Source organism: Filomicrobium sp., from assembly GCF_025698805.1.
Classification (GTDB): Bacteria; Pseudomonadota; Alphaproteobacteria; order Rhizobiales; family Hyphomicrobiaceae; genus Filomicrobium; species Filomicrobium insigne.
The window spans coordinates 44,897-54,931 of the sequence record NZ_JAILWT010000012.1 but is presented as its reverse complement, the minus strand read 5'-3'; the positions used below and the strand labels follow the sequence as shown (position 1 = coordinate 54,931).

The 10,035-nt window shown below is 55.8% G+C and carries 16 protein-coding genes; 7 read left to right on the top strand and 9 right to left on the bottom strand.

Annotated elements, in window-relative coordinates; translation table 11 throughout:
• Window positions 1-361: 361 nt before the first annotated feature.
• From K5845_RS19980 to K5845_RS19960, 5 genes are all read left to right on the top strand, one after another.
• On the top strand, window positions 362-733 hold the full coding sequence (locus K5845_RS19980; protein WP_287959806.1) for a thermonuclease family protein: 372 nt from the start codon (window positions 362-364) through the stop codon (window positions 731-733).
• On the top strand, window positions 721-987 hold the full coding sequence (locus tag K5845_RS19975) for a hypothetical protein (RefSeq protein ID WP_287959805.1): 267 nt from the start codon (window positions 721-723) through the stop codon (window positions 985-987). Before K5845_RS19980 ends, K5845_RS19975 begins: the two co-directional genes overlap by 13 nt.
• A gap of 74 nt (window positions 988-1,061) precedes the next feature.
• Window positions 1,062-1,481, top strand: coding sequence for a hypothetical protein (locus K5845_RS19970; RefSeq protein WP_287959804.1), 420 nt, complete (start codon window positions 1,062-1,064; stop codon window positions 1,479-1,481).
• Between the two features lie 594 nt (window positions 1,482-2,075).
• The gene (locus tag K5845_RS19965) at window positions 2,076-2,351 is read left to right on the top strand and encodes a hypothetical protein (RefSeq protein ID WP_287959803.1); all 276 of its coding nucleotides are present in this window, start codon (window positions 2,076-2,078) and stop codon (window positions 2,349-2,351) included.
• Between the two features lie 64 nt (window positions 2,352-2,415).
• Window positions 2,416-2,757 (top strand): hypothetical protein, encoded by a 342-nt coding sequence (locus K5845_RS19960; protein WP_287959802.1) that lies wholly within the window; start codon window positions 2,416-2,418, stop codon window positions 2,755-2,757.
• Window positions 2,758-2,782: 25 nt separating this feature from the next.
• On the opposite strand, the gene K5845_RS19955 is transcribed toward K5845_RS19960, so the two are convergent.
• The 3 genes from K5845_RS19955 to K5845_RS19945 form a co-directional block, all read right to left on the bottom strand.
• On the bottom strand, window positions 2,783-3,043 hold the full coding sequence (locus K5845_RS19955) for a DUF1488 family protein (protein ID WP_113154846.1): 261 nt from the start codon (window positions 3,041-3,043) through the stop codon (window positions 2,783-2,785).
• 70 nt (window positions 3,044-3,113) lie between these two features.
• Window positions 3,114-3,347, bottom strand: a complete 234-nt coding sequence (locus tag K5845_RS19950) for a hypothetical protein (RefSeq protein ID WP_287959801.1) — start codon at window positions 3,345-3,347, stop codon at window positions 3,114-3,116.
• Window positions 3,344-3,607, bottom strand: a complete 264-nt coding sequence (locus tag K5845_RS19945) for a hypothetical protein (RefSeq protein WP_113156250.1) — start codon at window positions 3,605-3,607, stop codon at window positions 3,344-3,346. Before K5845_RS19945 ends, K5845_RS19950 begins: the two co-directional genes overlap by 4 nt.
• A gap of 558 nt (window positions 3,608-4,165) precedes the next feature.
• On the opposite strand from K5845_RS19945, the gene K5845_RS19940 reads away from it, so the two are divergent.
• Together K5845_RS19940 and K5845_RS19935 are read left to right on the top strand one after the other, a co-directional pair.
• Complete coding sequence (locus K5845_RS19940) at window positions 4,166-4,615, top strand: SOS response-associated peptidase family protein (RefSeq protein WP_287959800.1); 450 nt, start codon at window positions 4,166-4,168, stop codon at window positions 4,613-4,615.
• Window positions 4,616-4,618: 3 nt separating this feature from the next.
• Entirely contained in the window at window positions 4,619-5,035 is a 417-nt protein-coding gene (locus tag K5845_RS19935; RefSeq protein ID WP_287959799.1) for a RidA family protein, read from the top strand.
• Here K5845_RS19935 and K5845_RS19930 read toward each other — a convergent pair.
• The 6 genes from K5845_RS19930 to K5845_RS19905 all read right to left on the bottom strand — a co-directional run bounded on the left by K5845_RS19930 (window position 5,032) and on the right by K5845_RS19905 (window position 10,029).
• Window positions 5,032-5,373: a DUF1515 family protein gene (locus K5845_RS19930; protein ID WP_287959798.1), complete on the bottom strand. Its 342-nt coding sequence runs from the start codon at window positions 5,371-5,373 to the stop codon at window positions 5,032-5,034. The genes K5845_RS19935 and K5845_RS19930 overlap by 4 nt on opposite strands.
• A 159-nt stretch (window positions 5,374-5,532) precedes the next feature.
• On the bottom strand, window positions 5,533-5,802 hold the full coding sequence (locus K5845_RS19925) for a hypothetical protein (protein ID WP_287959797.1): 270 nt from the start codon (window positions 5,800-5,802) through the stop codon (window positions 5,533-5,535).
• A complete protein-coding gene (locus K5845_RS19920; protein WP_287959796.1) occupies window positions 5,799-6,602 on the bottom strand; it encodes a lysozyme family protein in 804 nt (267 codons plus the stop codon). Before K5845_RS19920 ends, K5845_RS19925 begins: the two co-directional genes overlap by 4 nt.
• A 1,288-nt stretch (window positions 6,603-7,890) precedes the next feature.
• A complete protein-coding gene (gene nudI / locus K5845_RS19915) occupies window positions 7,891-8,322 on the bottom strand; it encodes a nucleoside triphosphatase NudI (RefSeq protein ID WP_287959795.1) in 432 nt (143 codons plus the stop codon).
• 275 nt (window positions 8,323-8,597) lie between these two features.
• Complete coding sequence (locus K5845_RS19910) at window positions 8,598-9,143, bottom strand: hypothetical protein (RefSeq protein WP_287959794.1); 546 nt, start codon at window positions 9,141-9,143, stop codon at window positions 8,598-8,600.
• Window positions 9,103-10,029, bottom strand: a complete 927-nt coding sequence (locus K5845_RS19905; protein ID WP_287959793.1) for a hypothetical protein — start codon at window positions 10,027-10,029, stop codon at window positions 9,103-9,105. The genes K5845_RS19910 and K5845_RS19905 overlap by 41 nt, the downstream gene beginning before the upstream one ends.
• Between the last annotated feature and the right edge of the window lie 6 nt (window positions 10,030-10,035).

Genomic DNA, 10,035 nt, shown 5'->3' with positions numbered 1-10,035 from the left:
CTGGCCAAATCAGCGATCGAGAGGATTAACGTGTCCCACGCATGGGTCTGACGTGGGACACTTTCGCATCCAAGTCATTGAAAACCATACTCTTTGGGAGAGAGCTTGGTGCGGTCGAGAAGACTCGCAAACAGGCCGCAACGCCTTATTTTCCGGGCTTTTGGTGTCCCACGCCGCTGTTTTTGCGTTCTATGCATTTCAATGGGTTACGAGCGAGGTGTCCCACGCTCCGAGCCGTGTTTCCGTCCACAAAAATCGCATCCTGTGAACAACCTTTCCAAACGGTTCGGGCTCTTACGCTCTCGCCCCATTGAAGAGGGAGCCCCGACTTGCTCACATGCGCTGTCTTCTGGAGTTCTGAATGTTCGCTTTCGCCGCCACCCTCATTTCCTGTTTGTCCCTGTCTGCCGTCGATGGCGACACCATCAAGTGCAACGGGCAGAACATGCGCATCATGGGACCGGGCGCGCCGTTCAAGTCCGGGATCGACACTCCAGAGATCCGCAACGCGAAATGCCCGCAGGAGAAGCTGCTGGGCAAGCAGGCCAAACTACGGCTTGCCGAGCTTCTGCGAGAGGACGTGAAGATCGAGGACAGCGGCGAGCGTGACCGGTGGAAGCGCCCACTTGTGTGGGTGCGGATGCCAAACGGGAAGACTGCGGGGGAAATCCTGATGGCGGATGGCTATGCCGTTCGCTGGAAGCCGGGGTACAGGTCCGCATGGTGCGAGTAGAAAACGCGCTCGCTGAGCTTCGAGAAATCGTTTCTGGCCACTCACATGCGGATGAGGTCAGGTGCCGGCGTCTATTGCTGCGCGCCACCAGCGCAATCCCAGACCTGAACCTCGCGGCCACATTGAGCGACCGCGCGGGCCTCATGATAGTGACGCTCGATATGATTGAGGCTATTGGCGACGACCGCGCGCATCACGTCAGGATGATCATGGACACGTTGAACGAGATCGAGCGCGCGAGCCGGCCGCAGTAGTTGCCTTCCCTCACGAGGGCGACATCACAACGAATTCGTTGGCGCTTGGCCGCAGTTGATGATTAAGCTACCCGATGACATCTGAGCTTGAAACACTTGCCCGCCAGCTTTACGCCGAGAACAACGGTCGGGCTTGGGACGACGAAAGCTGGAATGTCCGCGACGATTGGATGAGCGCCGCGCGCCAAAGGTTCGACGCCAACGGCCAGAAGTTGTCAACCAACGGGCAGCACCAAGGCGCTGCAATCCGAGCACCCGTGACAGTCCGGAACGGTGCGGTGAATGCTGCTTCTCCGGATAAGCGCAAAAAGAGCTCCAGCGCGGGGCTCCCCGATAAGCAATCCATGACTGAACGCCGCGCTCAAGTGACTGATACAAATGCGCGCCGTATTCTGCAGAATGAAGAAGCAGAACGTCGCGAAAAATCGAAGCGCCTCAAACAAGCTCGAATTGCCGCTGAACTCAAAGCGGCGGATGGCGATGGGGGCGTTTAGAAAACAAAAAAGCGGGCCAAAGCCCGCTTCCCTTCGTTCCTGCGACTACACGAGTGCCGGTACCTTCATGGTCACCACGCGGTCTCTCAGGTCAAATCCAGAGCCGTTCCCGGGAGCCTCACCACATATCTTGCAGGACGTTCCGCGCCAGATCAGCGTCTGATTGGGCGCTTATGGACGCTTTCCTATCGGATAGCAAGAAAATAATCATTCGCGCTCGACTTTTGCGCGAAACAGGCGCACCGTGACATATGAAAACATTCAACCTCATCATATCTGAGACCACCTGGTTCCTGGCAATCCTCGCTATGATTTCAGCGTGCGGATGGTTCGCATATATCGTTTTGACCAGCATCACTTGGTAAGTCGCCGGAGTTACCAAGCCGGCTGCGGACATGAAAGCGATATCCGCCTGGGCATGCATATCTGTCGGCCGACGATATAGTAAGTGATTTGCGAACATCACCAAATGAGCGCATAAAGCAGCCGGAAACTGGAAGTTGCCGATGAGTTCCAAAGGAACTCGTGACCCGACATCTTTACGACGGTTTCCATTCACCAAGGTCAATTTGATCTTTTTTTGGAGTGACGACAATGCGCGCACTCACAACACTTCTATCAGCTTCACTTTTCTCAGTCTTGGCATCCACCGCGATGGCAGAAACGACGGGTGGAACCATCAATCACTTCGATCGTGGTGCCCAAACCATCACCATGAACAGCGGCAAACTGTTTTCGCTGCCTTCATGGGACATGGTTTATGGCTTCTCGGCAGGCGACCAGGTGGTTGTTACCTGGGCCAGTGATGGTGCCAACAGCATTGTTTCTAAACTGGTCAAGGTCCCCCAATCCAATAGCGGCGAATCTTGAGACAGCAGCTGAGGCGGCGGCGACAGCCGTCGCTTTGGGTTTTCGAACGAAGGGATGTCTTCTCATGCTACCCATTGATAAAGCTGACCAAACCTCTCCGATCCCGCTGACAGCAAGCGACAGCGATGAAACGATGAAGGCTCAGCAATATGGACGTCGAATTGAGATCGATGGCTCCTGGACTGTGTACCATGTCTTCACAGGAATCCCTGTCCAGCGGGCTGGCATTCCCATGGCTGGCTTGTCACGCGCTGACGCAACATCACGCATGCTGCTCAACAACCAAAGGCAGAAGAGACCGGTTGGGATAATTGTGAAATCAGCGCAGATTTCCATGTGGCGCAGATCACGCTCATTGAGCATTGCTGCATGGAAAAACTGGAAGGCAAAATCTGCCGGGCATTGATACGCAAGAAGCCTCAAAACCCCAGCTAACGAAAGTCCTTTGCGGTGAGAACGTAACCGGTTTGGCGGCCACGAGCGTATACTTTCTGCGCCACGTCATAGACCCTTACCCGCGCCGCATCAAAGGCATCAAGCAACTCCGCTTCCACCACCCCACCGCGTGTCGAAACCAGAGCATCCGCCTGAAGGAAAAATGGGACTTCGAACAAGCCATCATAACCCAGGAAGCGGACACAGCGCCTGCTCCTGTCATAGCTTCTGGCTTTATTCGGAAAATCCAGTCCCATCTTCCCGTCTTTCGTATTGTCGTGCGTGGATCACGCCGGATCAGGACATATATCGAGGCAGACCAGGCAGTCAGCGCGAGTTGAGGGCTGCAAGCCAGATCGCGCTTTGCTGACGATCCATGCCAGTGAGAAACTCTCTGCTTATGGCCGCACGACCGAGAACCTTGTAGATTGTCCAGGATCCGTCCGCCTCGATCCTGCGAACAAACCTGGTAGCAGCCTCTTCAGGCAGGACCATCCCGCCTTCGTTTTCCCAGACATCCAGGTAATCCGGCTGGGAAACTGTTTCGAACCTGCGCGTCATGAGAGTTTCCGATCTTTGTCCAACGCATCTTCGAGTTCTGCAGGGTCGATTTGCATCATCTGCGTTTTCATCGTTTCGGTTCCGACAGCCGGCAGATGAATGAAAGTCGACACTCCTCGCCAGGCGATCCAGGACAAGCCCTCTATGACCTCTTCGTCTCTTTCTACCCGATACTCGCCGGCCGGCATTGGCCGGTCGAACCCATGGAGAAGAAAGGTTTCGTGAAATCGAACCGTGTACCTGATGGTGCGTGTAAGCATGGCTGCATACTCCACGAGAGAAGCGCCTTCCTGCTCAACCGTTTTTCACTTGATAAATCGAACAGACATCAATTCGGAGACAGATCGCCTTTCGTCACCAGACCATGCCTGAGTGTGCTGACTGTCATTTTATTCGGAAGGCTATTTCAAAATCGATTGACGCCAGCGAACATCTAAGAGTGATCGTCCGCCTCCATTGAGTTGTCATCGCGGCACGGCAACGACCACTACCGAAGAGTATAGCACCATTCCAATACCCCACCTAGCGAAGTTGTGAAGCTCCAAATTGGTGAGTTAGACCACCGCAAAAAAGCCCCGCCACCTAATAAGATAGCAGGGCAATATGGGTACAATAATATGTTGCCGAGAGGTCGTTCGGCATTGCTACGAAAGCACAATTACCAGCGCACACACAAGCCATACCCTAATCATCACGCTGTCGACGCCATTTTCGATCCGCTTGTCTTTCATGACGACCCTCCCCGATAGGCCGATGAACGGCGTCGAACTGCGTCAGCCCACTGGCGCAAATGGCTCTCGCCTGAAAGCCCCTGCCTTGTGCCGGTCACGAGCTTCGCCGAACCCGACCCTGCCAATAGGACCGGAGGAGACAAGCGCACGCCGAACGCATGGTTTGCGCTAAATGAGGATCGGCCGCTATTCATCTTCGCCGGCCTCTGGACGCCGTGGCATGGCAAGCGCATGGCGCGCGAGGAACCAGCCGACCATGAGGTCTATGGCTTCCTGACCACCGAGCCCAACAGCGTTGTCGAGCCCGTTCACAAAAAGGCGATGCCGGTCATCCTCACCAGCGACGATGAAATGACCGCGTGGCTTACGGAGCCATGGGAGGAAGCGAAGAAGCTTCAACGCCCCCCTGCCCGACGACAAGCTTATGATCGTGGATGCGCCGGAGTTGCCCGAATAATCCCGCCATCAGAGAAAGCGACGATGGCTGATCTGTCATCTTTGAACTACCATCCGACAACACGCCGTCTGAGGGAGTAGGTCATGAAGTTCGACAGAGAACTGATCTCCAACGGAAATCCTATGGAGGCAATTGTCGGTTTTAGCCGTGCCATCAGGGTTGGTCCGTTCATCACAATCGGAGGAACAGCGCCAGTTGGGCCAGACGGCAAAACCGTTGGCGTAGGCGATGTTGCCGCCCAAACCCGTCAGTGCATTGAAATCATCAAGGACGCCCTCGAACAGGCTGGCTCGGGCCTTCATGACGTAGTGCGGACACGAGTGATACTCACGGACATAGACAATTGGAGAGCGGCAATCGACGTTCGGAAGGAGTTCTTCAAGGATATTCGGCCCGTGGACACAATCATGGCCATAGACCGCTTTGTGAACCCCGAGTGGCTCGTTGAACTCGAGGCCGATGCCGTTATCTCAGACTGGGGTGAAGGGGCGAACGTCTAGGGTGGTGGTCGACCTGTCAACCAGGTGTAGATGCCGACCAGCCAGCCGGCGAACCCCACAATGCCGATGCCAAGACGGATCAACCAACGGCCCGCAGTCCCCGCGCCCTGAGCCTGCGACCTCAGCCGAACAACATCATCAGTGACAGATTGCATTTGATCGACCTTGGCCTTTGTCGTCTCTGCCTCACCTTCGAGATGCGACAGCCGGTTGCTGACTTCATCCAACCGGCGATGCACCACGGCACGGCTGTCATCCGCGCGCATCAAGCGGTCATCGATGCCCTTCAGCTCACCAAGGATTTGACCAAGGGACCGCTCAACACTCGCTTCTGACATTCGCGTTGTCCATCAACTGTATGTGATCACTTCCCGCAGCGGTATTTCTGATACCGGCCACGATGCTGCGCGATGGCGACGGCGGCCACGCGGTCATTCGCCACCAGGTAAAAGTTTGTGGCCGGCGCCGGGTTGATCGGCACCAGCACGTCGCAGGGCTCAGTGATCGCCGCCGTCTGGCAGCTCGCAGCCGCCAAGAAGGGCACACAGGCCAGTGTCGTCAGCGCCAAGCGCTTCCTCATCGATCTTCTTTCCATCTTTCAGGACTGTGATGCGTTCGGATTGAAGCCGCTGCAGAACCGACGCAGCGCCGCGCTGGTGCCCGTAAAGGTAAATCCCACCAGCGACGGCGGAGACAGCCAGAACCGCAGCCAGAGCCTTCCCCAGCGGCGAGAGCAGGGCTTTGAAGATGGGACCGAACCAGGTCACGCCCTGCCCTCCATTTCGGCTTTCATCGAGCGATACACCTTCGCGATGTCGCGCCGCCGCTTGATCGCATAGACTGCGAACCCCGCCACGATCAGAACGATGGCAAGCTGAACCCGCCAGTCATCGAAGACGGCCAGCACCGGGACGATGATCGAGGTGATAGCCCACTGCCAGACCGTCTTGGATTTGGTCAGCGGCTTGTCGAGGTGTTCGGGGTCTTCGAGCACCGGCTTCTCGACCACGGGCAATTCGTTCCGCGCCGCCGCGAGAACCTGATCGAGCACCGCCTCGACATTCTCAGGCGAGACCAGTGCCTTGTTCAGGCTATCGCCGGCGAAATAGCTCTGCCCGCGCAGGATATGCCGGTGCGCGCCGCGCGTGTCCGCCAGAACTGGGAATGATGCCCACTCCCCCGAAAGCCGACGGCCGAACTCGGTGCGGCTGATCTCGCCATTGATGAACTGATGATAACCGCGCCGGATCAGGAGATGATAGGCCAGCCGGTCCTGAAGGTCGCCGTCAAACACCTGGGTGCCGCGCAGACCAAGCTCCTCTTTGAGCCCCATCAGCGTCTTGCGGATGAACTGCGGCGCCCCGGCGGCCGAGGAACCATGATGACGCGACCAGGTGCGCTGTGCGGCGATCACCTCGTCAACGGTCATGCGCGTGAGCGGCTTCGGCAAGCGATTCTGCCGGTGCGCGTAGATCACTTCATAGCATTCGGGCGGCCTGCGGCTCGTTTCCGTCTCATAGACGAACGCAAGCAGCAGCGCCGCGCCTGCGGGCACGGTGCGGTCCATCGGATTTTCCTTTCAAGTTGTCAGTGGTAGGTTTGAGACAGTCCCTAGTGGGGACCTGCTTCCTGACGGCTATAACCTCGGACCGTTATTCGTCCGCATCGGGGAGCCACTTCGCCCCTGCTGGCTTCAGAGCGCTCCACCCACACTCACGCCAGCAGGGGTTTTCCTAATTCTAAGCCAGCCCACTTACTCATACACTGGGGGTCTCAGCGCTCGCTTACCGAACAAGGTCCGCCCTGCAACACAGTTGAGCCAAGGATTCGACAAATGTTCATGTTCTTGGTTTTATTCGGCGTTGCTCTGAAAAGAGCTCCCCCTGCCGGCATTGACGCTTCCCCAACACCGTCGGCAGGGACTTTTTCTTTTGGTGATTTACACTTAAGCTCACAGAGCTGGCGGGTGCTTAGAGCGCCCCACGTTCAGAGCGAAAAGCCTTCCCCAATCCGAGGTTTACCCGCCAGCTCCTCTTACAAGATGTAAAGGATCGTTATTGGCACCACGGTGTCGAATCTAATCAACTCCCATCGCGGCGGACCTGGCGAGGCCCGCTAGGCCGGTGCCCCCATCCGCCCGATAGAGTGGCACCGGCCGCTCCCCTTGCCGATATTGCAGAGCCCCTCGATTTGGCTTCTGGTGGACGAACATGTAGCCTTTGAGGGCTGGCGGACTGTTTGGGTTTCAGGGAACTCTAGAGCAGCATTGGCCATAGTTCGACGCATGGCCCCGCCAGCACCAATTGTCGCTCCGCTTTACCAATCATCAACAGCTTGCGCTAAGAATGGAATGGCCAGCGCGCGTTATGTTCGGGCATAAAGCCCACCCGCTTAACCCAACAAGCCCCGCGCGCTGGCATACTCTTCCCGAAGCGATCTTGCCGCCTGCCGCAACGGAAACCAGTCGTTCAGATTTCACCGGTAGACTTGTTCAGCTGGCGGGTCGAAGAATCTGGGGCTCTTCTGAGAGATAGGCGGGGGCTTTTACCCTATCCACCTGCCAGCGCCTTCCGCAGGTGTGCTAAAGCACCATTCAATCGATCAGGCTTAGGACATACCTTCCGGTCGCCAACTCACACACGACTCCCGGCAGTCAGATGGTGAGCAAGCATCCAGCATGTTACAGCCTCCTCTGCCCCGCCGAACTGAGCCCCAACTCATTAAGCGTTCGGCGGGGATTTTTCGCACCTGAGTTTCGATGTTTGTCTGAAAGCACGCACCAAGCCTGGACCGGCAGAAAGCGCACCATTAGGCAGGTAGTGGAGATGGTGTCGCCATAAACTAGAAGTGGCGCACTACGAGGTTATCAGGCCTTTGGCCGCGAGAGTGACACGCGTCGCCTCATTCAGATCGTACTGCCCAAGGTCACCGGGCAGAACCCACGCAAAGTCCTCGAATTCGTCGTTGATTGAGACGTTACGATTGGCCGCCCTGCAGTCAAAAATCAGATAGATCATATAGATCTGTTCGGATGTGCCGTCAGGATAGGTCTTCGTCCTTACATCGTCGCGGAATGTCCACGGCTGCACGTCCTCGATCGCCAGCTCGGACCCTAATTCTTCAGCGATCTCTCGAAGCAGCCCATCGGAAATGCTCTCACCTTGCTCCAAGCCACCACCTGAAAGCGCCCATTGACCGGGGAAGACGCCACGATCACTGGGCATCTTGCAAAGAAGGTACGCGCCTTCATTCTCGATCAACGGGCAGACAATAGTTCTTTGGCGCATTGCTCTCTCGATCCATCTTTTTGCGCGAGCAACATATCCGTTTCCCACGTACTGGCAATGACAGGATACCTCGCCAAGCAACCCTCGCCGCCGGCCCCTTCAAGTACCCGACACAGTTCAACGAGCGCTGGGCACAACCGTTTTGAGTTACGCGATCACACCAATGGTGCGATCACATCACTTTGCTACCTTAGATTGCCGACGAGCAAGGTAATCGCCCTTGAAGCCCCAAGCTCAAGACGTGAATTAGAACGCACTCGCTCGTCGGCAACCGACTAGTTCTTCTCAATCTTTGGACTTCCAGCCCTTCTAGACTCGACTACAGCGTCCAACCGGTCCATTTGTATTGCCATCAACGTCCAAGGGAGCCTGAACGAGAGGGTGAACGCTGTGGTGGCCAGACCGAAGTAGACCCGCTCCAGCCAAACTAATACCTCTTGGTGCTTTTCTCCGAGAAGCGACGATACAAAGATTATCGCAAGCGTTACCAGATACAGACAGAAGAGCCACTTTTGACGTGTCAACTTTGCCCGTATCCGGGTCTTGTAAACGCTGGCAAATCGCCAGCTTCCTGGAAGCATTGACTGATCACCAAGTAGCGTCATTACCGCGATCAAGAAGCCAGCCAAAATTGAAAACACGGTGACGATCACGCCTGTGGCGCGCTCATTGCCCCGGATCAATTCACCTCCCCAGAGAAATACCGCTACCCCCGCCAGAACACAGGTAGCGCCAAAGAACCAGTGCAACCACGGAAGTGAACGAACTGTTTTCCAGAGCTTAGACATTTTGCGAAGCGCGGATTTCTTGGTTGAACTCAATCAACCGTTCCCAAGCGTCCTCGTGTCTAACCGATTTTCCAAAGGCGGGCAGCATCACCGCCTTCGAAAGCAAAATGTCATCTGCACGGACCTTGCGGCCCGCAAGGGTTTCAATTGCGAACCCCCCATCCTCGTCATCCAAAATCGTCTCAGCCATCACTTGCAATTGACGCTTATCGATTTCGGTTCCTCGGCGTTTGTCAAACGTAAGTGAGACTTCAACCTTAAGATTTTCCGCATCTTCAGGAACTTCAGCCTCGACCCCCAAAATATCTCGCACCTCGTCAAAAATAACACCTGCGAACTTGCGTCGTACAGTGGATCGCTCAGCAGCATCAACGGAAACTGAATGCGCTAGAGCATTCATAGACAATCGATGCACGCCTTCCTTCTTGATCATCGCCATCTTGTCGATATCAATTCGCTTTCCAAGGTTGCATCTCACGATCTCTGACTCAAATCCGAGCTTCTCTCCAACCTGCTCAACAAAATTCAACATCGCGCTTTCTGAGAGACCACATTTACACATCAGGACGTCATTGCCCTGAACAAGTAACATCATTTCCCCATCGAGATATTCCGTCTCATCGGGCGGATCTGCCAGTTCCAACTCGGCATCGGTGTCGGTCAGGGGAACAACCTGCATCTTATCGTCTGGCACATACGCAACCAAATGCAAAAGGTGATAGGAGGTCTCATTCAGGAAATTGCGGGCCTGCACGATCAAGTTGCCAACTTTGGCCTTGCGGTCCGCATGGTTCAAGTCATCCGTGTGCGCGGAGCGCAGAAGCGATTCTAGACTACCCGGACCACCGCTCTCTGCACCGAAGTTATTGATATTATAGGCCTCACGTAAACTTAGCGTTCTATTTACGAGCTCCGCCATACTGCC

Coding starts and splice junctions, on each gene's coding strand:
- K5845_RS19980 (WP_287959806.1), top strand. CDS start 362: ATGTTCGCTTTCGCCGCCACCCTCATTTCCTGTTTGTCCCTGTCTGCC.
- K5845_RS19975 (WP_287959805.1), top strand. CDS start 721: ATGGTGCGAGTAGAAAACGCGCTCGCTGAGCTTCGAGAAATCGTTTCT.
- K5845_RS19970 (WP_287959804.1), top strand. CDS start 1,062: ATGACATCTGAGCTTGAAACACTTGCCCGCCAGCTTTACGCCGAGAAC.
- K5845_RS19965 (WP_287959803.1), top strand. CDS start 2,076: ATGCGCGCACTCACAACACTTCTATCAGCTTCACTTTTCTCAGTCTTG.
- K5845_RS19960 (WP_287959802.1), top strand. CDS start 2,416: ATGCTACCCATTGATAAAGCTGACCAAACCTCTCCGATCCCGCTGACA.
- K5845_RS19955 (WP_113154846.1), bottom strand. CDS start 3,043: ATGGGACTGGATTTTCCGAATAAAGCCAGAAGCTATGACAGGAGCAGG.
- K5845_RS19950 (WP_287959801.1), bottom strand. CDS start 3,347: ATGACGCGCAGGTTCGAAACAGTTTCCCAGCCGGATTACCTGGATGTC.
- K5845_RS19945 (WP_113156250.1), bottom strand. CDS start 3,607: ATGCTTACACGCACCATCAGGTACACGGTTCGATTTCACGAAACCTTT.
- K5845_RS19935 (WP_287959799.1), top strand. CDS start 4,619: ATGAAGTTCGACAGAGAACTGATCTCCAACGGAAATCCTATGGAGGCA.
- K5845_RS19930 (WP_287959798.1), bottom strand. CDS start 5,373: ATGTCAGAAGCGAGTGTTGAGCGGTCCCTTGGTCAAATCCTTGGTGAG.
- K5845_RS19920 (WP_287959796.1), bottom strand. CDS start 6,602: ATGGACCGCACCGTGCCCGCAGGCGCGGCGCTGCTGCTTGCGTTCGTC.
- nudI (WP_287959795.1), bottom strand. CDS start 8,322: ATGCGCCAAAGAACTATTGTCTGCCCGTTGATCGAGAATGAAGGCGCG.
- K5845_RS19905 (WP_287959793.1), bottom strand. CDS start 10,029: ATGGCGGAGCTCGTAAATAGAACGCTAAGTTTACGTGAGGCCTATAAT.